Annotated in this window: 19 protein-coding genes; 5 read left to right on the top strand and 14 right to left on the bottom strand. The window is 71.9% G+C overall.

What is annotated here, in order from left to right; genetic code table 11:
• Nucleotides 1–74 precede the first annotated feature (74 nt).
• Nucleotides 75–2,600, bottom strand: a complete 2,526-nt coding sequence (locus ACZ4XD_RS09795) for an ATP-dependent Clp protease ATP-binding subunit (RefSeq protein WP_042150248.1) — start codon at nucleotides 2,598–2,600, stop codon at nucleotides 75–77.
• Nucleotides 2,601–3,098: 498 nt separating this feature from the next.
• Here ACZ4XD_RS09795 and ACZ4XD_RS09790 point away from each other — a divergent pair, with 498 nt between their 5' ends.
• Complete coding sequence (locus ACZ4XD_RS09790; protein ID WP_468039992.1) at nucleotides 3,099–3,779, top strand: SCO3374 family protein; 681 nt, start codon at nucleotides 3,099–3,101, stop codon at nucleotides 3,777–3,779.
• Here the strand turns inward: ACZ4XD_RS09790 and ACZ4XD_RS09785 are convergent.
• The 10 genes from ACZ4XD_RS09785 to ACZ4XD_RS09740 all read right to left on the bottom strand — a co-directional run bounded on the left by ACZ4XD_RS09785 (nucleotide 3,710) and on the right by ACZ4XD_RS09740 (nucleotide 12,525).
• On the bottom strand, nucleotides 3,710–4,048 hold the full coding sequence (locus ACZ4XD_RS09785) for a histone-like nucleoid-structuring protein Lsr2 (protein ID WP_042150251.1): 339 nt from the start codon (nucleotides 4,046–4,048) through the stop codon (nucleotides 3,710–3,712). The two genes, ACZ4XD_RS09790 and ACZ4XD_RS09785, sit on opposite strands and share 70 nt — an antisense overlap.
• 156 nt (nucleotides 4,049–4,204) lie before the next feature.
• Nucleotides 4,205–4,723, bottom strand: coding sequence for an amino-acid N-acetyltransferase (locus ACZ4XD_RS09780; protein ID WP_042150254.1), 519 nt, complete (start codon nucleotides 4,721–4,723; stop codon nucleotides 4,205–4,207).
• A gap of 9 nt (nucleotides 4,724–4,732) precedes the next feature.
• Nucleotides 4,733–5,248: a BlaI/MecI/CopY family transcriptional regulator gene (locus tag ACZ4XD_RS09775; protein WP_468039989.1), complete on the bottom strand. Its 516-nt coding sequence runs from the start codon at nucleotides 5,246–5,248 to the stop codon at nucleotides 4,733–4,735.
• A 135-nt stretch (nucleotides 5,249–5,383) separates the two neighbouring features.
• Entirely contained in the window at nucleotides 5,384–5,563 is a 180-nt protein-coding gene (locus tag ACZ4XD_RS09770) for a hypothetical protein (protein ID WP_042150260.1), read from the bottom strand.
• 46 nt (nucleotides 5,564–5,609) lie between these two features.
• Complete coding sequence (locus ACZ4XD_RS09765; protein ID WP_468040101.1) at nucleotides 5,610–6,224, bottom strand: hypothetical protein; 615 nt, start codon at nucleotides 6,222–6,224, stop codon at nucleotides 5,610–5,612.
• A 150-nt stretch (nucleotides 6,225–6,374) separates the two neighbouring features.
• Nucleotides 6,375–7,172: a type III pantothenate kinase gene (locus ACZ4XD_RS09760; RefSeq protein ID WP_042150267.1), complete on the bottom strand. Its 798-nt coding sequence runs from the start codon at nucleotides 7,170–7,172 to the stop codon at nucleotides 6,375–6,377.
• A gap of 100 nt (nucleotides 7,173–7,272) precedes the next feature.
• On the bottom strand, nucleotides 7,273–8,337 hold the full coding sequence (nadC, locus tag ACZ4XD_RS09755; protein ID WP_468039986.1) for a carboxylating nicotinate-nucleotide diphosphorylase: 1,065 nt from the start codon (nucleotides 8,335–8,337) through the stop codon (nucleotides 7,273–7,275).
• Between the two features lie 71 nt (nucleotides 8,338–8,408).
• Nucleotides 8,409–10,226, bottom strand: coding sequence for an L-aspartate oxidase (locus ACZ4XD_RS09750; RefSeq protein ID WP_468039984.1), 1,818 nt, complete (start codon nucleotides 10,224–10,226; stop codon nucleotides 8,409–8,411).
• The gene (gene panC / locus ACZ4XD_RS09745) at nucleotides 10,223–11,371 is read right to left on the bottom strand and encodes a pantoate--beta-alanine ligase (protein ID WP_468040098.1); all 1,149 of its coding nucleotides are present in this window, start codon (nucleotides 11,369–11,371) and stop codon (nucleotides 10,223–10,225) included. The genes ACZ4XD_RS09750 and panC overlap by 4 nt, the downstream gene beginning before the upstream one ends.
• A 161-nt stretch (nucleotides 11,372–11,532) precedes the next feature.
• On the bottom strand, nucleotides 11,533–12,525 hold the full coding sequence (locus ACZ4XD_RS09740; RefSeq protein WP_468039982.1) for a Rossmann-like and DUF2520 domain-containing protein: 993 nt from the start codon (nucleotides 12,523–12,525) through the stop codon (nucleotides 11,533–11,535).
• A 346-nt stretch (nucleotides 12,526–12,871) separates the two neighbouring features.
• Between ACZ4XD_RS09740 and ACZ4XD_RS09735 the strand changes: the two genes are divergently transcribed.
• Nucleotides 12,872–14,002 carry a threonine aldolase family protein gene (locus ACZ4XD_RS09735; protein ID WP_468039980.1) on the top strand — a complete coding sequence of 377 codons (1,131 nt, stop codon included), beginning with the start codon at nucleotides 12,872–12,874 and terminating at the stop codon, nucleotides 14,000–14,002.
• Between the two features lie 250 nt (nucleotides 14,003–14,252).
• Here the strand turns inward: ACZ4XD_RS09735 and ACZ4XD_RS09730 are convergent, their stop codons facing one another.
• Complete coding sequence (locus ACZ4XD_RS09730) at nucleotides 14,253–14,519, bottom strand: hypothetical protein (protein ID WP_468039978.1); 267 nt, start codon at nucleotides 14,517–14,519, stop codon at nucleotides 14,253–14,255.
• A gap of 100 nt (nucleotides 14,520–14,619) precedes the next feature.
• Between ACZ4XD_RS09730 and ACZ4XD_RS09725 the strand changes: the two genes are divergently transcribed.
• Nucleotides 14,620–15,777 (top strand): DUF5937 family protein, encoded by a 1,158-nt coding sequence (locus ACZ4XD_RS09725; protein ID WP_468039976.1) that lies wholly within the window; start codon nucleotides 14,620–14,622, stop codon nucleotides 15,775–15,777.
• A gap of 198 nt (nucleotides 15,778–15,975) precedes the next feature.
• Here the strand turns inward: ACZ4XD_RS09725 and ACZ4XD_RS09720 are convergent, their stop codons facing one another.
• The gene (locus ACZ4XD_RS09720; RefSeq protein ID WP_468039974.1) at nucleotides 15,976–16,659 is read right to left on the bottom strand and encodes a response regulator; all 684 of its coding nucleotides are present in this window, start codon (nucleotides 16,657–16,659) and stop codon (nucleotides 15,976–15,978) included.
• Nucleotides 16,660–16,774: 115 nt separating this feature from the next.
• On the bottom strand, nucleotides 16,775–17,977 hold the full coding sequence (locus ACZ4XD_RS09715) for a sensor histidine kinase (RefSeq protein WP_468039972.1): 1,203 nt from the start codon (nucleotides 17,975–17,977) through the stop codon (nucleotides 16,775–16,777).
• 172 nt (nucleotides 17,978–18,149) lie between these two features.
• Here ACZ4XD_RS09715 and ACZ4XD_RS09710 point away from each other — a divergent pair, with 172 nt between their 5' ends.
• Nucleotides 18,150–19,184: an SAM-dependent methyltransferase gene (locus tag ACZ4XD_RS09710; protein ID WP_468039970.1), complete on the top strand. Its 1,035-nt coding sequence runs from the start codon at nucleotides 18,150–18,152 to the stop codon at nucleotides 19,182–19,184.
• A 44-nt stretch (nucleotides 19,185–19,228) separates the two neighbouring features.
• Entirely contained in the window at nucleotides 19,229–20,371 is a 1,143-nt protein-coding gene (locus tag ACZ4XD_RS09705) for an NADH-quinone oxidoreductase subunit D (RefSeq protein ID WP_468039968.1), read from the top strand.
• The last annotated feature ends 164 nt before the right edge of the window (nucleotides 20,372–20,535 follow it).

Raw genomic sequence — 20,535 nt, 5'->3', positions numbered from 1 at the left:
ACTGCCCCGGAACCGTGGAAACGGTTCCGGGGCAGTGTCTGAGGCGGTTATCCGCGAGTGCCGCGCTGTGCCGCTCAGGCGTCCTTGCTGAGGTTCGGACCCGAACCACCGGCAGTGGACTCGATCGGCGGGGCGTCCGGCAGCGCCGACTTCTCCTCGCCGCGGAAGGTGAACTTGGCGGTCTCACCCTCGCCCTCGACATCGACGACCACGATGTGGCCCGGACGCAGCTCGCTGAAGAGGATCTTCTCCGAGAGGGCGTCCTCGATCTCGCGCTGGATCGTGCGACGCAGCGGACGGGCGCCGAGCACCGGGTCGTACCCGCGCTTGGCCAGCAGCGACTTGGCCTCGCCGCTGAGCTCGATGCCCATGTCGCGGTCCTTGAGCCGCTCGTCCACCTTGGCGATCATGAGGTCGACGATCTGGATGATGTCGTCCTCGGTCAGCTGGTGGAAGACGACGGTGTCGTCGACACGGTTGAGGAACTCGGGGCGGAAGTGCTGCTTGAGCTCTTCGTTGACCTTGTTCTTCATCCGCTCGTAGCTGGACTTGGTGTCGCCCTGGGCCGCGAAGCCGAGGTTGAAGCCCTTGGAGATGTCCCGGGTACCGAGGTTGGTCGTCATGATGATGACCGTGTTCTTGAAGTCCACGACCCGGCCCTGGGAGTCGGTCAGCCGACCGTCCTCCAGGATCTGCAGCAGCGAGTTGAAGATGTCCGGGTGGGCCTTCTCGACCTCGTCGAAGAGCACGACGGAGAACGGCTTGCGGCGCACCTTCTCGGTGAGCTGGCCGCCCTCTTCGTAGCCGACGTAGCCGGGAGGCGAACCGAACAGCCGCGAGACCGTGTGCTTCTCGCTGAACTCCGACATGTCGAGGGAGATCAGCGCGTCCTCGTCACCGAAGAGGAACTCCGCCAGCGTCTTGGACAGCTCGGTCTTACCGACACCGGACGGGCCGGCGAAGATGAACGAGCCACCGGGACGCTTGGGGTCCTTCAGGCCGGCACGGGTACGGCGGATGGCCTGGGAGAGCGCCTTGATGGCGTCCTTCTGGCCGATGACGCGCTTGTGCAGCTCGTCTTCCATCCGCAGCAGCCGGGAGGACTCCTCCTCGGTGAGCTTGAAGACCGGGATGCCGGTGGCCGTCGCCAGGACCTCGGCGATCAGCTCCTCGTCCACCTCGGCGACGACATCCATGTCGCCGGCCTTCCACTCCTTCTCCCGCTTCGCCTTCGCGGCCAGGAGCTGCTTCTCCTTGTCGCGCAGGCCCGCGGCCATCTCGAAGTCCTGCGAGTCGATCGCGGACTCCTTCTCCCGGCGCACATCGGCGATCTTCTCGTCGAATTCGCGCAGGTCCGGCGGCGCGGTCATCCGGCGGATCCGCATCCGGGAGCCGGCCTCGTCGATCAGGTCGATCGCCTTGTCCGGCAGGAAGCGGTCCGAGATGTAGCGGTCGGCCAGGGTGGCGGCGGCGACCAGGGCGGAGTCCGTGATGGAGACGCGGTGGTGCGCCTCGTAGCGGTCCCGGAGACCCTTGAGGATCTCGATGGTGTGCGGCAGCGACGGCTCCGCGACCTGGATGGGCTGGAAGCGGCGCTCCAGGGCCGCGTCCTTCTCCAGGTGCTTGCGGTACTCGTCGAGCGTCGTGGCACCGATGGTCTGCAGCTCGCCTCGCGCCAGCATGGGCTTGAGGATGCTCGCGGCGTCGATCGCGCCCTCGGCGGCACCCGCACCCACCAGGGTGTGGAGCTCGTCGATGAACAGGATGATGTCGCCGCGGGTGCGGATCTCCTTGAGCACCTTCTTGAGGCGCTCTTCGAAGTCACCGCGGTAGCGGGAGCCGGCGACCAGGGCACCGAGGTCAAGGGTGTAGAGGTGCTTGTCCTTGAGGGTCTCGGGCACCTCGCCCTTGACGATGGCCTGCGCCAGGCCCTCGACGACCGCCGTCTTGCCGACGCCGGGCTCGCCGATGAGGACCGGGTTGTTCTTGGTACGGCGGGACAGGACCTGCATGACCCGCTCGATTTCCTTCTCGCGCCCGATGACCGGGTCGAGCTTGGTCTCGCGAGCGGCCTGCGTCAGGTTGCGGCCGAACTGGTCCAGGACGAGGGAGGTCGAGGGCGTGCCCTCGGCGGGGCCGCCGGCGGTGGCGGCTTCCTTGCCCTGGTAGCCGGAGAGCAGCTGGATGACCTGCTGCCGCACCCGGTTCAGATCGGCGCCCAGCTTCACCAGGACCTGGGCGGCGACGCCCTCGCCCTCGCGGATCAGGCCGAGCAGGATGTGCTCCGTACCGATGTAGTTGTGGCCGAGCTGGAGGGCCTCGCGGAGCGACAGCTCCAGGACCTTCTTGGCACGGGGGGTGAAGGGAATGTGCCCGGACGGAGCCTGCTGGCCCTGCCCGATGATCTCCTCCACCTGCTGGCGGACCGCCTCGAGCGAAATCCCGAGGCTCTCCAGGGCCTTAGCGGCGACACCCTCACCCTCATGGATCAGGCCCAGGAGGATGTGCTCGGTGCCGATGTAGTTGTGGTTGAGCATCCGGGCTTCTTCCTGAGCCAGGACGACAACCCGCCGCGCGCGGTCGGTGAACCTCTCGAACATCGTTAATCGCTCCTCAGAGCGGTCAGGCAGTTAGGGGTCGGTCCCCTCCCTGTCCTTCCGCATGCTAGTCCCGCGGGGCGGGACAGCTCATTCCAACTGCCGACACCCGTCCGGATCACCCCCGCTCCGGCGGGGAAAATTACTGCCGAACAGCTGACATCTGCTCCAACTCGATGGTGCGAGACGATGTTCCCGCAGGCCAGGCATATACGCCCTCTGCCACTACGCCCGTGGCGAACGCGCCCGTTACCGACACGCCGTCCGCCGTCGGTCATCAGCCGGGGCGGAACGCCTCGGGCGCCGGTCACACCGTCTCTTCCCACTGAGACTGTCTTACCCGCTGCCACTGACACTCCATGCGGCGCGGGCCGCTTCCATCCGCTACGGGCGAACATCCGCACGCCATCGAGTGCCCCTCCGCGCCCCTCCCTCTGGCACGGTGCGTATCCACACCTCTACCCAGCGTAACTTCCTGGGTTTTCGGGAGTTGCACCGGGCATGGCCCGCGTGCTTCCGCGCCCCCGCAGCCCCCTCGCCGCCGTTCGCCGGTGGTACGAGGAAGAGCTGGGCTGGCCGACCACCGGAACGGAGCCGGTGGAGCTGCTCACGGGGCGGCGCTTCGATGTGCTGGAGATGCCGGCCGGGGCGGGAAGTGCCGTACTCCGGCGATTGCCGCGCACCGGCCCGGTGGCGCTCGTTCGGGCCGGATGCGACGGGAATCACCCCGGTGATCGGCCGAAATTGCTCATGCTCATCGCGGCCGGCGGCGCCGAGGAACTCCCGGGAATCCTGGAATGGCTGGAGTGGGGTGCGCTCGTCCCGGATCTCACGGCGCGTGGGACCGGAGACCGGATGCCCGCGCCGGTGTTCCCCACTGGCACAGCACCGTCATACGGATTCGGTTCCCGGGAGGCCGCGCGATGGGTGCGACCTCCCCGGCCCGGGTACGAAGCGGAGAATTCCCTGCCCACCACGGGGTTCGGGGCGGGAAACGGGGACGACAGGGGCGTCCCCGACCTCGTACGACTCGTGAGCGCGGCGGCGACGGAGTGCCACCGTGCCCGGTTGATGCGTGCTGGTAATGCCCAATCGGACCGCCTGTACGGCGATCAGCCGTTGGCCTTCTCGAATGCCTCGCGAATGTCGGCGGGGACACGGCCACGGTCATTGACGTTGTAGCCGTTCTCCTTGGCCCAGGCGCGGATCTTCGCGGTGTCCTGGCTGCCACCGGAGGCCGCACCACGCGACTTGCCGCGACCCGAAGAAGCGCGGCCACCGGTACGGCGACCCGCCTTCACGAAGTCGGCGAGGGAGTCGCGCAGCTTCTGGGCGTTGCTGTCGGAGAGGTCGATCTCGTAGGACTTGCCGTCGAGAGCGAACGTCACCGTCTCGTCCGCCTCGCCACCGTTGAGGTCATCGACAAGAAGAACCTGAACCTTCTGTGCCACCGGTTTCCCTTTCATCGAATGCGGATTACGACGGAAAGCAAACCGCTTTTCCGGGAAAAACACAAACCCTTGGGTAGGGTTCACTTGCCCACAGAGCGGGGAACGCATGCTTCCGTACCCATGAGATAGGGGAGCGATTCGGACATAGAACACTCATCACAGGTGCAGAAGCATCCGGCTGTTACCCAGGGTGTTGGGCTTCACTCGTTCGAGGCCCAGGAACTCCGCAACGCCCTCGTCATAGGAACGCAGCAGCTCACTGTAGACATCACCGTCTACCGGAGCTTCGCCGATCTCTACGAAGCCGTGCTTGGTGAAGAAGTCGACTTCGAAGGTGAGACAGAAAATGCGCCGCACTCCGAGCCAGCTCGCGGTGCGCAGCAGCTTGTCGAGGACTTGGTGGCCGACGCCGGACCCCTTCAGCCGCGGATCCACGGCCAGGGTGCGGACCTCCGCCAGGTCTTCCCACATGACGTGGAGTGCTCCGCAGCCGACGACCTCGGCGTCTTCGTCGCGCTCGGCCACCCAGAACTCCTGGATGTCCTCGTAAAGCGTGACGGTGGCTTTGTCGAGCAGGATCCCGTCGCGTGAGTAGGAGTCGATGAGGCGGCGTACGGCCGGTACATCGCTGGTCCTGGCCCGGCGGACGGTGAGGCCTTTTGAATGCGGAGGCATGCCGGGACGCTATCGCCCCTTGCCGGTGGCGTTCGCCCCGGGCTCATCCCCTTCGGCGGGCCCGGCTTCCTCGGCCCCTTGCGGTGCCGCTTCTGCCGCGGGTTCTTCCGCCGGCGTGCTCTCTTCCGTCTCTTGTGCCGGTTGTTCCGCGTCTTCCGCCGGTTCGTCGACTTGGACCATCCGTACGGCGTCGCGCAGGGCCTGTCGCTGTTCCGGCGACATCATGCCGAAGAAGGCGACAAGAGCGGCCGCGGGGTTGTCGCTGGCGGACCATGCCTCGTTCATCAGTGCGGCCGCGTAGGCGGCGCGCGTGGAGACCGCCTCATATCGATAGGCGCGGCCTTCTGCTTCGCGGCGCACCCAGCCCTTCTGGTGAAGGTTGTCCAATACGGTCATGACCGTGGTGTAGGCGATGGACCGTTCCTTCTGCAGATCTTCCAGGACTTCTCGAACGGTGACCGGGCGGTTCCACTCCCAGACCCGCGTCATGACCGCGTCTTCCAGATCACCCAAGCGTCTCGGCACACAAGAACAATAGTGGGAGATGTCGCGAATGCCCGTTGATCTCGTTGCGTTTGCGCCGGAAAAGGATGTACGACCCGGGACGGTCGATCCCGGGTCGTACGGTGCGCGCAGGCCGCCGAAAGGGCGGCGGGCGGCTCAGGCGCCGTGTGCCGTGGGCTCCTGACCGGCGGATTCGGCTCGCGCCAGGGCGGCGTCCACGGCGGCGTCCTCCTTGGCCTTGTTCTCGCCGCCCTGGCTCTTGATGATCGTCACGATCAGGGCGGTGAAGGCCACGGCCATCACTACGGGCGGGAGCAGCGCTGCGACGTAATCCATGGCGTTCGGCCTCCTTTGGGGCGTGAGATTCCAGAGTACGCAGCGTTCAGGCGGTGCGGCTCTCGGGGGGCGGGGCGGGCTTGCGGCGGGGCGGGAAGACCTCGCCCGGCGTGGGGATGGGCCGGTCCCGCTGCGGGCGCTTGGGCTGCGGTGCCGGCGCGGGCTCCGGTTTGCGCTCCGGTTTCGGCTCCCGCTCGGGCTCCGGCTCCCGCCCGCTTCGAGTGGCCGAGCGGCCGCCTGGCAGCGCGCGCAGCCGGGTGCGTACGGATTGTTCGGCGAGCTGCTCGCAGTGGCGCAGCAGGGCGCTGCGGCGCTCGCACTCGGCCTTTCCGCCGGAGCGCGGCAGCGAGCGGAGGGCGGCGAGATCGTCGGGGCCGGGGACATGGCCCACTGCCAGCGCCTCCTTGAGGTGTGCGAGATAACCGGTGGCCGAGCCGGGCAGGGCCGCGCGGTAGCGGGCGAGGTCGGCGAGGAGGAAGGCGCGCAGCCGGCCGCCTTCGCTGACCGCCTCGTCGACCGCCTCGGCCAGCCGGAGGTATTCCTGGATGTCCTGGGTCCACTCGGGCCCGAGGGCGCCGAGCGGGGCGGACGGGGACGTCGTCTTCAGGGCATGGGCGAGGGCGCGACGGAGCACACGCAACTCATCGGCGCTGAACGCCATGCCGCCGCGGGTTCCGTTTGGCATTGGCATGTGGCGACTTTACGACCAATTCCGACAAAAGCCGCTTAATTCGTGAACGGTGGCGCGGCCGCGAGCCGCACCACCGATCATCCGGTGCGGGAATGGCGTCCGCGGACCGGGCGGTTTCCGCTAGGAGCGGGCGATATTCCGCTCGTAGACCAGCCGCAGACCGATCAGGGTGAGCCAGGGCTCGTGCTCGTCGATCTCCGAGGACTCACCGAGCACCATCGGCGCCAGCCCGCCGGTGGCGATCACGGTCACGTCGTCGGGGTCGTCGGCCAGCTCCCGCGCCATGCGCTGGACCACCCCGTCGACCTGGCCCGCGAACCCGTAGAGGATGCCGGACTGCATGGCCTCCACGGTGTTCTTGCCGATGACGCTGCGCGGCCGGGCCAGTTCGATCTTGCGGAGCTGGGCGCCCTTGACGCCCAGCGCGTCCACGGAGATCTCGATGCCCGGTGCGATCACGCCGCCGACGTACTCGCCGCGCGCGCTGACCGCGTCGAAGGTGGTGGCCGTACCGAAGTCGACGACCACCGCGGGGCCGCCGTAGAGCTCGACGGCCGCCAGGGCGTTGATGATCCGGTCGGCGCCGACCTCCTTGGGGTTGTCCATGAGGATCGGCACGCCCGTCTTGACGCCGGGCTCCACCAGGACGGCCGGCACGTCGCCGTAGTAGCGGCGGGTGACCTCGCGCAGCTCATGGAGGACGGAGGGCACCGTGGAGCAGATGGAGATGCCCTCGATGCCGTCGCCCAGGTCGTCGCCGAGCAGCGGGTGCATCCCCATCAGGCCCTGGAGCAGGACGGCGAGCTCATCGGCGGTGCGCCGGGCGTCGGTGGAGATCCGCCAGTGCTCGACGATCTCCTCGCCGTCGAAGAGGCCGAGAACCGTGTGGGTGTTTCCTACGTCGATGGTCAGGAGCATGCTCCGCACCGCCTCCGGTTCACGTCAGGCACGAAGGGCTCGCCCGGGGTGGCGGGTGGGGCGACGGGTGGGCCCGCGTCGATGATCAGGAGCATGGCGGTCAGCGGTCCTCACGCACATCGTCGGCTGCGCCCCGGTCGTCCTGGCCGTCGTCCTCGCGCAGGTCGAGGCCGATGTCGAGGATCGGGGAGGAGTGGGTGAGCGCGCCCACCGCGAGGTAGTCGACGCCGGTCTCGGCGTAGGCGCGGGCGTTGTCGAGGGTCAGCCGGCCCGACGACTCCAGCATCGCCCGGCCGGCGACCAGGGCCACCGCCTCCCGGGTCTGCTCGGGGGTGAAGTTGTCCAGCAGGATCAGGTCGGCGCCTTCGGCGAGGATCGGCGGGATCTGGTCGATCCGGTCGACCTCCACCTCGATCGGCACCCCGGGGAACTCGGTCCGTACGGCCGTGAACGCCTCGGCGATGCCGCCCGCCGCGACCACGTGGTTGTCCTTGATCAGCGCCGCGTCGGACAGCGACATCCGGTGGTTGACGCCGCCACCGCAGCGCACCGCGAACTTCTCCATGGCGCGCAGCCCCGGCGTCGTCTTACGGGTGTCGCGGACCCTGGCCTTCGTCCCTTCGAGGACGTCCGCCCAGGCCCGGGTCGCGGTCGCGATGCCGGACAGCAGGCACAGCAGGTTGAGCGCGCTGCGCTCGGCGGTGAGCAGGTCGCGGGTGCGGGTGGTGACGCTCAGCAGCTTGGTGCCGGCCGTGACCCGGTCGCCGTCCTCGACGTGCCGCTCGACCGCGAACTCTTCGGTGCAGACGAGGGACAGCACGGCCTCGGCGATCCGCAGACCGGCGACCGTGCCGGCCTCGCGGGCGGTGAAGTCGCCGGTGGCGACGGCGTCCTCGGGGACGGTCGCCACGGTCGTGACGTCCACGCCCTGGTCGAGGTCCTCCTCAAGGGCGAGATGGGCGATCTCCTCGACCTGGACGGGGTCGAGGCCGGCGGCCACCAGGAGCGCGGCCAGGTCGGGGTCGAGACCGCAGCTCAGCGGGTCGAGTTCGAACGAGCCGTCGTCGCCGCCGCAGCCGCAGGCATCGCCGCAGCCACCGGCGGAGGCGCCGCCGGTGGGCCCGCCGATCTGGAGGAGGGGGAGGTCGTCGGAGGTGCTGCTCACGGGGTGGGCTCCGTATTCGGGGAGGTGGGGTGTGCGGTGCGGTCTGTCTTGGCGGGCGGTGGGAGCGGTGGCTACGAGGTGGCCGTCGGCGGGAACTCGGCGGTCTCCGTCGTCTGCAGGGTCAGCGCGCGGTCCGCATCCAGGGTGATGCGGAAATGGCGGCGCCAGGAGACATCGTCCCGGTCCGGGTGGTCCTCGCGCCAATGGCAGCCGCGGGTCTCCGCCCGGCGCTGCGCCGCGGCGACCAGCACCCGGGCCACGCACAGGAGGTTGGTGGCCTCCCATGCCTCCACGCCGGGCTCGGGGGCCTTGCGTTCGACGGGGCGGGCGGCGCTCCCGGTGGCGGCCGCACCGGCCGGTTCGCCGCCGCCCGCAGGGCCTGCGGTCACGGCCGCCTCCCGGTGGAGACGGTCCAGTTCGGCGGCCGCACGGGCGAGGCTCTCCGCGCTGCGCAGCACTCCGGCACCGGCGGTCATGATCCGCTGCACGGCCGTACGGGTCTCCGGGGCGAGCAGCGGGAGGGCGGTGCGGGGCGCGGGCGGGGCGGGCGCGGGCGCGGGGCGCGCGCCGTCCGCCGGTGCGCCGCTCGCCGCGGCCTGCGGGGCGGGGGCCTGGGCGATGTCCGCGGCGATCCGCTCCGCGAACACCAGGCCCTCCAGGAGGGAGTTGGAGGCCAGCCGGTTCGCGCCGTGTACGCCGGTGCAGGCGACCTCGCCGCAGGCGTAGAGGCCCGGGACGGTGGTGCGCCCGCGCAGATCGGTGCGGACGCCGCCGGAGGCGTAGTGCGCGGCCGGGGCGACCGGTATCGGCTCGGTGACCGGGTCGATGCCGTGGCTGCGGCAGGCGGCGAGGATGGTGGGGAAACGGGTCTCCCACATCTGGGCGCCGAAGTGCCGGCCGTCCAAATACATGTGCTCGACGCCCTGTTCGTGCGCCTGCCGCATGATCTCCTTGGCGACGATGTCGCGCGGGGCCAGCTCGGCGAGTTCGTGCCGGCCGACCATGAAGCGGGTGCCGTCGGCGTCGACGAGGTGGGCTCCCTCGCCCCGTACGGCCTCGGAGATCAGCGGCTGCTGGCCTTCCGCTTCCGGCCCCAAATACAGAACGGTGGGGTGGAATTGGACGAATTCCAGGTCGGAGACCTCGGCGCCGGCGCGCAGTGCCAGGGCCACCCCGTCTCCGGTGGAGACCGCCGGGTTGGTGGTCGCGGAGAAGACCTGCCCCATGCCCCCGGTGGCGAGCACCACCGCCGGGGCGTGTACGGCCCCGACCCCGTCGTGCTGGCCCTCCCCCATGACGTGCAGGGTGACACCGGCCGTACGGCCCTCGGCGTCCGTGAGCAGGTCGAGGACCAGCGCGTTCTCGATGGTGCGCAGCCCGGCGGCGCGGACCGCCCCAACGAGCGCACGGGAGATCTCGGCCCCGGTGGCGTCGCCGCCGGCGTGCGCGATACGACGGCGGTGGTGGCCGCCTTCCCGGGTGAGCGCTATCTCGTCGCTGCCCGGTGCGGTGTCGAAGCGGGCTCCGGTGCCGATCAGCCGGTGGACGGCGTCCGGGCCTTCGGTGACCAGGGTGCGTACGGCGGTCTCGTCGCACAGTCCGGCGCCCGCGACGAGGGTGTCGGCAAGATGCTGCTCCGGGGTGTCGCCGTCGCCGAGCGCGGCCGCGATCCCGCCCTGTGCCCAGCGCGTGGAGCCGTCGTCCAGACGGGCCTTGGTGACGACGACGGTCCGGCGGCCGGCCGCGGCGCAGCGCAGCGCGGCGGTCAGCCCGGCCACCCCGGAGCCCACCACGACGACATCCGCCGCGATGGACCACCCGGGGGCAGGGGCGGTCATGCGTATGCCGGTGTCTGCTGCGGGGCCGGTGCCTGTTCCGGTGGCGGTCATCGAGTCGCTCCGAGGGGGCCTTGGGGGGCGGGGGGAGGTGTGGCGGGTGCGTCGGAAGGGGCGGCGTCCGTGCCGGTTCCGTCCTGGTGGGCGGGCGCCGGTCCGGAGCGCCCGGCTCCGAAGTCGAGACGGATGTTGTCGATCAGCCGGGTGGTGCCGACCTTGGCGGCGACCGCGAGGATGGCCTCGCCGTCGTAGCCGTCCGGGACCTCGGTGAAGTCGGACGGGTCGACCAGCGCCAGGTAGTCCAGGAGGAGCGGCGGTTCGAGCCGGGCGGCGTCGTCCAGGACGGCACGGGCCGCGGCGCGTGCCACGGACGGGCCGTGCGGGGGTCCCGCGGCGGCGTAAGCGACGGCGTGCGCGTCGGCGGCGGCCCGGTCCTCGCCGAGGGCGGCCAGCGCCGCGGCCCGGTCCTGCGCCGCGTGGCCCGTGGAGACGGCGCGGGCGCGCAGCGCCTCCTCGGCGGCGAGCCGGTCGCGGGCCGCGAACAGCGCGGCGGACAGCGTGAGCGCGGTGCGCCGCTCCGGGGCGGAGAGGTAGCGGTTACGGCTGGAGAGGGCGAGGCCGTCCTCCTCGCGCACCGTGGGGACACCGATGATCTCGACGGGGAAGTTGAGGTCGGCGGCCATCCGTGTGATGACGGCGAGCTGCTGGGCGTCCTTCTGCCCGTAGAAGGCGAGGTCCGGCGCGGTCAGATGCAGCAGCTTGGCGACGACGGTGAGCACCCCGTCGAAGTGCCCGGGGCGGCTGGCGCCTTCCAGGAGGGTCCCCATGGGGCCCGCGGCGACCCGGATCTGCGGTTCTCCGCCCGGGTAGACCTCGTCGACGGACGGGGCGAAGACGACGTCAGCGCCCGCGGCGGCCGCCAGCTCCGTATCGGCGTCCAGGGTGCGCGGATAGCGGTCCAGGTCCTCGCCCGCCCCGAACTGGAGCGGATTGACGAAGACCGTGACGACGACCTGGCCCTGCGGGCCGACCCGGCGGCGGGCGGCGCGGATCAGGGTGGCGTGGCCCTCGTGGAGCGCGCCCATGGTCATGACGACGGCACGGGCGCCGGTACCCCGGGGCTGCTCGCGGAGGGCGGCGGCGGTGTGGAGGAGCCGTACGGCCCGGGTGCGGGCCGGGGTCGGGCGACTCTCGTCCATGGGCTGGTCCGGCTCCTCCATGGGCTGGTCCGGCTCCTGGTTGACGGGCTCCTGGTTGACGGGCTCCTGGTTGACGGGCTCCTGGGGCACGGACATGTCCGGTGCCGGAGCGGCGTCCGGGTGGGAGCCCGGTTCGGGGGGCGGGCTCAGGGGCGAGGCGGTCATCGGTCGCCTCCCTCGGGGCCGTGGCCGGGAGCGTCGGGATCCGGGCCGGAGGGGCCGGGGGCGCCCGGGGCGGTGCCGGGGCCGTCGCCGGAGTCGGCGAGCACTTCGAGCAGGTCCTCGGCCAGCTCCGGCTTCAGCAGACCGTGGACCAGCGCCCGGTCCGCGGTCGTACGGGCCATCGCGAGATATCCGGCGACGCTCTGCGGCGCGTGCCGGCGCAGCTCGGCGATATGGGCGGCGACGGTGCCGGCGTCGCCCCGGGCGACCGGGCCGGTCAGCGCCGCGTCACCGGACCGGAGCGCGTTGTCCAGGGCGGCGCCGAGCAGCGGTCCGAGCATCCGGTCCGGGGCCTGCACCCCGGCCTCGTGGAGCAGTTCCATCGCCTGGGCAACGAGCGTGACCAGGTGATTCGCGCCGATGGCCAGCGCTGCGTGGTAGAGCGGACGGGCGGATTCCGCGATCCACTCGGGTTCCCCGCCCATCTCGATGACCAGCGCCTCGGCGGCCATCCGCAGCTCGTCGGGCGAGGTCACGCCGAAGGAGCAGCCGGCCAGCCGCTGGACGTCCACGGAGGTGCCGGTGAACGTCATGGCTGGATGCAGGGCGAGCGGCAGGGCGCCGGCCCGGGTGGCCGGGTCCAGGACCGCCGTTCCGAACCGCCCCGAGGTGTGCACCAGCAGCTGGCCGGGGCGTACGGCACCGGTCTCAGCGAGGCCGCTCACCAGGCCGGCCAGGGCGTCGTCGGGGACGGTCAGCAGGACCAGGTCGGCGCGGGCGAGGACCTCGGCCGGGGGAACCAGCGGCACGTCGGGCAGCAGCTCGGCGGCGCGGCGTACGGAGGCGTCGGACACGCCCGAGACGGCAACCGGGTGGTGCCCTGCGAGCTGAAGCGCAGCGGCCAGGGCGGGCCCGACACGGCCCGCGCCGACGACCCCGACGGTCAGCCGGGCGGGGCGGTCCTGGGCCTCGAGGGGTGGGAGTGCATTCACGCGGCGATGGCCTTCCGTTCCAGTCCGCGGGGGGTACCGGACGATTCATCGCCATGCTACGCGAGTGTTTCCGGTGACTTTCAGAGCTCTGCGGAAGGTGAGACCGGGGTCTCTTCCGGGAGTTATCCACAGGGGTCGCGGCGCCGCGCGGAGCTGGGCGACCATCGATGCGACGGCGCGCGAAGGCGCGGGGCAAGGGCAGGACCGGGGGGCGAGGCGGATGAGGGAAGCAGGCGGACGCGGCACGGATGCGGGCTCGCGGGGGGCTTCGGGCGGGGCGTCGGGCGAGGGGGCGTCGGGCGGGGCGTCGGCCGGGGCGGGTGGGGCTCGCGTGGGGCGGGAGCGGATGCGAGCGGCGCTCCGCGGCGCGCGGCGGGTGCTGTCGGCCGGCAGCAGGGAGACGGTCCGCGAGCGGCTGGACCGCCTGGTGGCCGAGGCCCCGGCCACCTACGACCTGGACGACTGGACGGACGTCTACGGCAACGACGACGGCATCATCGGCGAGCTGGAGCGCCGGACCGCCGCCGCCCTGGGCACCGAGGCCGCCGTCTTCTTCCCGACCGGCACGATGGCCCAGCAGGTGGCGCTGCGCTGCTGGGCGGGGCGTACGGGCAATGCGACGGTCGCCGGCCATCCGCTGTCGCACATGGAGGTGCATGAGGGCGATGCCTGGGCGGTGGTCAGCGGGCTGCGCATGGTGCATCCCACCCACGCGCCGCGGCCACCGACCGCCGCGGAGATCTACGACCTGCCGGAGCCGTTCGGGGCCCTCGCCCTTGAACTACCGCTGCGGGACGCCGGCTTCGCGCTGCCGACGTGGGACGAGCTGACCGCGGCGGTGGAGGCCGCACGGGACCGTGACGCGGTGGTGCACTTCGACGGCGCGCGCCTGTGGGAGTGCGGCCCGCACTTCGGCCGCCCGCTCCCGGAGATCGCAGCCCTCGCGGACAGTGTGTACGTCTCCTTCTACAAGTCGCTGGACGGCATATCGGGGGCCGCGCTCGCGGGCACCGAGGACTTCGCCGAGGAGGCGCGGGCCTGGCGGCACCGGTACGGCGGCCAACTGTTCCAGCAGTGGCCGGCCGCGCTGGCCGCCCTGGCCGGGCTGGACCGTGAGCTGCCGCGGCTGCCCGCGTACGTGGCCCACGCGAAGGTGGTGGCCCGCGCGCTGGGCGACGGCCTGGCCGAGGCCGGTGTGCCGTGGTTCCGGGTGCACCCCGGGGTGCCGCACACCCACCAGTTCCAGCTGTGGTTGCCACACCCGCCGGAGCTGCTGAACGAGGCCGTCGTGCAGCAGGCGGAGCGCACCGGAACGGCGCTGTTCCGGCACTGGGACGAGCCGGCGCCGGCCGGCCCGCCCGGGGTGGCGATGACGGAACTCACGGTCGGCGCCGGTGCCCTGGCCTGGACGGACGCAGACATCCGGTCGGCGACCGGGGAGTTCGTGGACTTCGTGCGGCGTGCGGGACGGGGGTGACGCGGGCGGAGGTGGGAGGGGGTGAGGCGGGCCGGCGTGGGAGGGGGGCGACGGGGGCGGACCTGGGAAGGGGTGAGGCCTGCGGGCGTGGGAGGGGGTGAGGCGGGCGGGCGTGGGGGGGGGAGGGAGGGGGCCGGGCGGACGTGACAAGCGCTGAGGTGGGTGGGCGCGGCAAGGGCTGAGGTGGGCGTCAGGAACTAAGGCGAGGCGTCAAGAACCGAGGTGGGGCGTCAGGAGCCGAGGTGGGGCGTCAGGAGTTGAGGCGGGCGGGTGCGCCGCCGTGGGCTCCGGCGGCGCCGGTCTCCCGGCGGAGCAGGGCCGTGGCGGCTGAGCGTACGGCGCGGCGGATGCGGGACGGCAGGCGGTCGGCGGGGGCCGTGACGACGGCCCGGAAGTGGTGCCACTGCTGGATCTCGCGGGCGGTGCGGACCGCGTGGGTGCCCGGGGCGGGCGGTGCGGCCTCGCCTCGCTGGGCGGCGCGGTAGAGGTCGAGGAGGTGCTGCTGACCGGCATTCATGTGCCTCACTGTGCGGCGGTCCGGCCGCTCGGGGCGCGTCGATTGACGAGAGCCGTCAATTGGCGTCCGCGCAGGTGGGAGCCTCGCGCATGATGGGCGCATGGCCAACGTCATCGACATCACCGGGCTGCCGCCGGAGCGCGTCGTCTTCACCCCGTCCCCCTTGGCGGAGCTGGGCGCCGCACTGCATGCGCTGTCCGAGCCGGGCCACCACCCCGGGCTGCACGGCTGGGTCACCGCGACCAACGCGGCGCTGAAGACCGACCTCGCCGACCGGCTGTGCGAAGCGGACATCCTGTGGCGGTCCTCCCGTTCCGACATCCTGCTGCCGGCCCGCCCCGGGGCGACGCTGGCCGAGGACCTGGACGAGCTGGACAAGATCGACGACGAGCGGTTCGTGGCCGCCGCGTTCGAGATCACCTGCTCCCCGCGCTACACCCTCCCCACCCCGTCACCCCTGGTCGACGCGGGCGAGCGGGCGCGCATACGGGAGATGGCCGCCGCGCGCGGCCCCCGGCAGGCGGCCTTCACCGACCGGATGCTGACCGACCCCGACGGCCTGCGGGTGTGGCTGCGCCGCCTGTTCGAGGACTGCGAGGAGGCGTTCTTCGGGGACATCTGGCGACGGGTGGGCATCCAACTGGCCGCCGATGCCCGGCACAAGACCGAGTTGCTGCGCCGCAAGGGCCTGGCCGAGACGCTCTCCGCGACCTCACGGGCACTGTGGCTGGAGGACGCCCCGGACGGCAGCGGCCCCGGCACCGCCACCGGCACCGGCCCCGGCAGTGGCAGCGGCAGCGGCAGCACCCGCATCGTCCTCGACAAGCTGGCCCAGGGGCGTACGACGGCCTTCGCGGACCCCGCGGATCCGGGCGTCACCTTCCTGCCGACGTCGTTCGGCTGGCCGCATCTGGTGTTCGCCCATGCCCGGGGCTGGCGCCCGGTGCTCCAGTACCCCGTCGCGAGCCCGGAGTTGCCGGCGCCTGCCGCCCTGGAACTCGTCCAGCAGCGGCTGGAGGCCCTGGGCCACCCGATGCGGATGCAGCTGTGCCGGACGCTGTCGCGGGGGCCGCATTCGACGGGGGAGCTGGCGGAGGCGTTCGGCATCACCTCACCGGAGGTCTCCCGGCATGTCGCGACGCTGAAGAAGGCCGGTCTGATCCAGACCCGGCGCCGCGGGCGCTATGTGCTCCACCAACTGGACCTCCAGGTGGTGGCCCGCCTGGGCAGCGACTTCCTTGAGGGCGTGCTCCGCTGAGCACGAGGGCCTGGGGCGGACGTGCCCTGGCGGCTCCGGCCCCCGGCTTCGGCTCCGGCCCCCGGCTCCGACCCCCGGCTCCGGCCCGGTGCCACACCCCGGTGCCACGCCCCCCTGCGACCGCGCCACCGGGGCCCATACCGCCCCCAGCCACCTCACCGTCGCCCCCAATAACGTCAGCCCCCGCGAGCAGGCCCCCTAGCTCCCCGTCCCCCCGGCCCGCACCAGTCCCGTCTCATAGGCGAGCACCACCGCCTGGACCCGGTCGCGGAGGCTCAGCTTGGTGAGGATGCGGCCGACATGGGTCTTGACCGTGGCCTCGGAGAGCACCAGCCGGGCCGCGATCTCGCCGTTGGACAGGCCCTGGGCGACCAGTAGCAGTACCTCACGCTCGCGGTCCGTCAGCCGGTCCAGTTCGGGGCGGGAGGGTTCGCCGGAGGTGGCGGGCAGCATCGGCGTGAAACGGTCGAGGAGCCGGCGGGTGGTGGACGGCGCGACGACCGCGTCACCGCTCTCCACCGCCCGGATCGCGGCGAGCAGTTCGCTCGGCGGCACGTCCTTGAGCATGAAGCCGCTGGCCCCCGCCTTCAGCGCGGAGAAGGCGTACTCGTCGAGGTCGAAGGTGGTCAGGATGAGCACCTTGGGGGCGTCCTTCTTCTGCCCGCCCTCGCAGATCCGGCGGGTGGTCTCCACCCCGTCCAGATGCGGCATGCGGACGTCCATGAGGATCACATCGACCTGGACGCCGCGCAGCACCTCCAGGGCCTCCACACCGTTGCCCGCCTCCGCGACGACTTCCATGTCGGGCTGTGCGGCCAGCACCATCCGGAAACCGGTGCGCAGCAGCACCTGGTCGTCGACGAGCATCACGCGGATGGTCATGTGCAAGGGTCCCTTCGGACAGGAGTGGGGCTGAGGGTACGGGGTGGATGCGAGTGGCGGGTGCGTCGGTGGTCCGCATCCAAGGACGCCGTCCCGGCCGGGCCGGTTGGCATCCTCACCGGGCCGATTTCAACGGGAGCACCGCGCTGACCCGGAAGCCGCCGCCCGGCCGCGGCCCCGCGGTCAGGGTGCCGCCGACCATGCCGACCCGCTCGCGCATCCCGATGAGGCCGTGGCCGAGACCGTCCGACCCGCCCTCCTCGTAGAGCTCGCGCTGCGCGCCGCGCCCGTCGTCCTCGACGAGCAGATCGAGAGCGTCGTCCCGGTAGGAGAGCCGGACGGTCGCGCCGACATGGGGGCCACCGTGTTTGCGGGTGTTGGTGAGCGCTTCCTGGACGATGCGGTACACGGTCAGTTCGACACTGCTGGGCACCTCGCGGGGTTCGCCCTCCCGCCGGAAGTCGACCGGCAGTCCCGCGCTGCGCACCTGGTCGATGAGGTCGTTGAGCTGCTCGACGCCCGGCTGGGGGACGTATTCGCCGCTCTCGGGCTGCTCGCCGGTACGGAGCACGCCCAGCAGGCGGCGCATTTCGGCCAGTGCCTGGCGGCCCGTGCCGGAGATCGTCTCCAGGGCCTGCCGGGTCTGTTCGGGCGCGGCGTCGAGCACATAGGCGGCGCCGTCGGCCTGGACGACCATCACCGAGACGTTGTGGGCGACGACATCGTGCAGTTCGCGGGCGATACGGGCGCGCTCGGCGGCGACCGCGATCCGGGACTGTGCCTCGCGCTCCTTCTCCAGCCGGGCGGCCCGCTCCTCCAGCTGGGCCCAGTAGGCGCGGCGGGTGCGCATGGAGTCGCCGAGCACCCAGGCCAGCACGAAGGGCACGGTGAGCAGCACGGTGACGAACAGGCTCTCTCCCACCCGCCGGCCGCCGCCGTCCTCGAAGCGCCAGAAGGAGAGGGCGGGGCCGAAGACGGCACCGGCGAGCGCACAGCGGGAGGCCCAGCGGGGGACGGTGGGCCCGGACGCCACGGTGTAGGTGATCACGAACATCGCGGCGTCGCCGGGGTTGGTCCCGACGCCGAAGACCAGCTGGCCGACGCCGATGGCGGCCGTCAGCAGCAGCATCTTCACCGGGGCCCTGCGGCGCAGCGCGACGACGAGGCTCAGGCCGACCGTGAAGATCGCGGTGAGGAACTGCAGGCCGCCGTCGGTGTCGAGCCCGAACCACAGGCTGGTGAACCCGAACAGGAGGACGGCCCAGAAGGTGTCCACCCCTGTCGGGTGCCTGCGGAGGAAGTCATAGAGGCGCTGCACGTAACCCAGCGTAGGCACTGTGGATACGTGTACGAGTCAACCGAACGAGCGATCCTGGGCGCCGGGCCTACTCCCCAAGGTGGAGGCACTCTGCACCAGATGTGGCGGAGCGCTGGACGGATGACACCTCGTGCCGCCGGCCCGGCCGGCGCCCGCCCGTACCGTGGGGCAGATGACGAACGAGTGGTGCGGGTGGCGCGAGGCCACGGAGCGGGCGCTGTACGGCCCGGACAGCGGCTTCTACACCCGGCCCGGCGGCCCCGGCCCGGCCGGTCACTTCCGTACCTCCGTGCATGCCTCGCCGCTCTACGCGGGTGCTGTCGCCACGCTCCTGTGCCGCGTCGACACCGCGCTCGGCCGGCCGGACGAGCTGGCGCTGGTCGATGTGGGCGCGGGGCGCGGCGAACTGCTCACGGGGGTGCTGGCCGCGCTGCCCGCGGAGGTGGCCGCGCGGGTGCGCCCGTACGCCGTCGAGCGCGCCGCGCGCCCCCAGGGGCTCGATCCGCGGATCGACTGGCGGGGCGGGCTGCCCGCGCCGGGCTCGGTCAGCGGGCTGCTGTTCGCGAACGAATGGCTCGACAATGTGCCGGTCGAGGTCGTCGAGACGGATGAGGACGGTGTGCCGCGCCGGGTGCTCGTCCGCGCCGACGGCACGGAGCGGCTGGGCGAGCCGGTGGACGGCGCCGACGCGGACTGGCTCCGCCGCTGGTGGGCGCCGCCCCTGGCTGCCGACGCCACCGCAGGCGGCTCCCCCGGGCTGCGCGCCGAGATCGGCCGCCCCCGGGACGATGCCTGGGCACGGGCCGTCCGTACGCTGCGCGCCGGGCTGGCCGTCGCCGCCGACTATGCGCACGAACGGGGCGACCGTCCGCTGTTCGGCACGCTCACCGGTTTCCGCGACGGCCGCGAGGTGCCGCCCGTACCGGACGGCAGCTGCGACATCACGGCACATGTGGCGCTGGACGCCTGCGCCGGGCCGTCGGCGGAGCGGCTGACCCAGCGCGCGGCGCTGCACGCCCTGGGGGTGACCGGCCGGCGCCCGCCGCTGTCCCTGGCCGCGAGCGACCCGGCCGGGTACGTGCGGGCGCTCAGCACGGCCGGCGCGGCGGCGGAGCTGACCGACCCGGCGGGCCTGGGCGGTTTCGGCTGGCTCATGGAGCCGGTGGGCGGGGAATGTGCGGGGCTGCTCAAGGGGTGGGACGCCTGAGGGCCAGGGCTTCCGCCCGGCGGGGGTCCTGCAAGACTGTTCCCATGACGGAGACGACGGTCGGCATCGGCGGCGCGGCGGAGAGCACCGACATGGTGCTGAACATCGGCCCGCAGCATCCCTCGACGCATGGCGTGCTGCGGCTGCGCCTCGTCCTGGACGGCGAGCGCATCCAGCACGCCGAGCCGGTGATCGGCTATATGCACCGCGGCGCCGAGAAGCTCTTCGAGGCGCGCGACTACCGCCAGATCATCATGCTCGCCAACCGGCACGACTGGCTGTCGGCGTTCTCCAACGAGCTGGGCGTGGTGATGGCCGTCGAGCGGATGCTGGGCATGGAGGTGCCCGAGCGTGCCGTCTGGACGCGGACCCTGCTCGCCGAGCTGAACCGCGTGCTGAACCATCTGATGTTCCTCGGCTCGTACCCCCTGGAGCTGGGCGGCATCACCCCCGTCTTCCACGCCTTCCGGGAGCGGGAGGAACTCCAGGCCGTCATGGAGGAGATCTCCGGCGGCCGGATGCACTACATGTTCAACCGCGTCGGCGGCCTCAAGGAGGACCTGCCGGCCGGCTGGCTCGGCCGGGTCCGGCAGGCGGTGGCCGATGTGCGCTCCCGTATGGACGTCTACGACAACCTGATCCTGGGCAACGAGATCTTCCGCGGCCGCACCCGCGGCGTCGGTGTGCTCGCGCCGGAGACGGTGCATGCGTACGGGGTCTCCGGGCCGATCGCCCGTGCCTCCGGTGTCGACTTCGACCTGCGGCGCGACGAGCCGTATCTGGCATACGGGGAGCTCGGGTCCACGCTCGACGTCGTCACCCGGCAGGAGGGCGACTGCCTGGCCCGCTTCGAGTGCCTGCTGGCGCAGAGCCACAATGCGCTCGATCTGGCCGACGCCTGCCTGGACCGCCTCGCGGAGCTGCCGCCGGGCCCGGTCAACCAGCGGCTCCCCAAGGTCCTGAAGGCCCCCGAGGGCGCGACCTACGCCTGGACCGAGAACCCCCTCGGCATCAACGGCTACTACCTCGTCTCCAAGGGCGACAAGACGCCCTACCGCCTCAAGCTGCGCTCGGCGTCCTTCAACAACATCCAGGCCCTGGTGGAGCTCCTCCCGGGCACCCTGGTCGCCGACATGGTCGCCATCCTCGGCTCGCTGTTCTTCGTGGTCGGGGATATCGACAAGTAGGGGCCCGCTCGTGCGCGCCCGCCATCCACACCCTGTGGACAGCGGGTCGCCGCCACGCCACGCGGCGCGCCGCCGTCCCGGAAACGGTCCGGCCCCGGAGCTGAGGAACGCTCCGGGGCCGGATGGCTGTGCGGTCGAGCTGTGCGGTCGAGCTGTGCGGTCGG

The sequence above is a fragment of the Streptomyces sp. NPDC029466 genome (assembly GCF_055574515.1).
The sequence above is the reverse complement of the archived record's forward strand: the minus strand, read 5'-3'. Positions and strand labels throughout refer to the sequence as shown.

What these genes read in the sequence shown, in the direction of transcription:
- ACZ4XD_RS09795 (WP_042150248.1), bottom strand. Translation starts at nt 2,600, where the DNA reads ATGTTCGAGAGGTTCACCGACCGCGCGCGGCGGGTTGTCGTCCTGGCT.
- ACZ4XD_RS09790 (WP_468039992.1), top strand. Translation starts at nt 3,099, where the DNA reads ATGGCCCGCGTGCTTCCGCGCCCCCGCAGCCCCCTCGCCGCCGTTCGC.
- ACZ4XD_RS09780 (WP_042150254.1), bottom strand. Translation starts at nt 4,723, where the DNA reads ATGCCTCCGCATTCAAAAGGCCTCACCGTCCGCCGGGCCAGGACCAGC.
- ACZ4XD_RS09770 (WP_042150260.1), bottom strand. Translation starts at nt 5,563, where the DNA reads ATGGATTACGTCGCAGCGCTGCTCCCGCCCGTAGTGATGGCCGTGGCC.
- ACZ4XD_RS09765 (WP_468040101.1), bottom strand. Translation starts at nt 6,224, where the DNA reads ATGGCGTTCAGCGCCGATGAGTTGCGTGTGCTCCGTCGCGCCCTCGCC.
- ACZ4XD_RS09760 (WP_042150267.1), bottom strand. Translation starts at nt 7,172, where the DNA reads ATGCTCCTGACCATCGACGTAGGAAACACCCACACGGTTCTCGGCCTC.
- ACZ4XD_RS09750 (WP_468039984.1), bottom strand. Translation starts at nt 10,226, where the DNA reads ATGACCGCCACCGGAACAGGCACCGGCCCCGCAGCAGACACCGGCATA.
- panC (WP_468040098.1), bottom strand. Translation starts at nt 11,371, where the DNA reads ATGGACGAGAGTCGCCCGACCCCGGCCCGCACCCGGGCCGTACGGCTC.
- ACZ4XD_RS09735 (WP_468039980.1), top strand. Translation starts at nt 12,872, where the DNA reads ATGCGAGCGGCGCTCCGCGGCGCGCGGCGGGTGCTGTCGGCCGGCAGC.
- ACZ4XD_RS09730 (WP_468039978.1), bottom strand. Translation starts at nt 14,519, where the DNA reads ATGAATGCCGGTCAGCAGCACCTCCTCGACCTCTACCGCGCCGCCCAG.
- ACZ4XD_RS09725 (WP_468039976.1), top strand. Translation starts at nt 14,620, where the DNA reads ATGGCCAACGTCATCGACATCACCGGGCTGCCGCCGGAGCGCGTCGTC.
- ACZ4XD_RS09720 (WP_468039974.1), bottom strand. Translation starts at nt 16,659, where the DNA reads ATGACCATCCGCGTGATGCTCGTCGACGACCAGGTGCTGCTGCGCACC.
- ACZ4XD_RS09710 (WP_468039970.1), top strand. Translation starts at nt 18,150, where the DNA reads ATGACGAACGAGTGGTGCGGGTGGCGCGAGGCCACGGAGCGGGCGCTG.
- ACZ4XD_RS09705 (WP_468039968.1), top strand. Translation starts at nt 19,229, where the DNA reads ATGACGGAGACGACGGTCGGCATCGGCGGCGCGGCGGAGAGCACCGAC.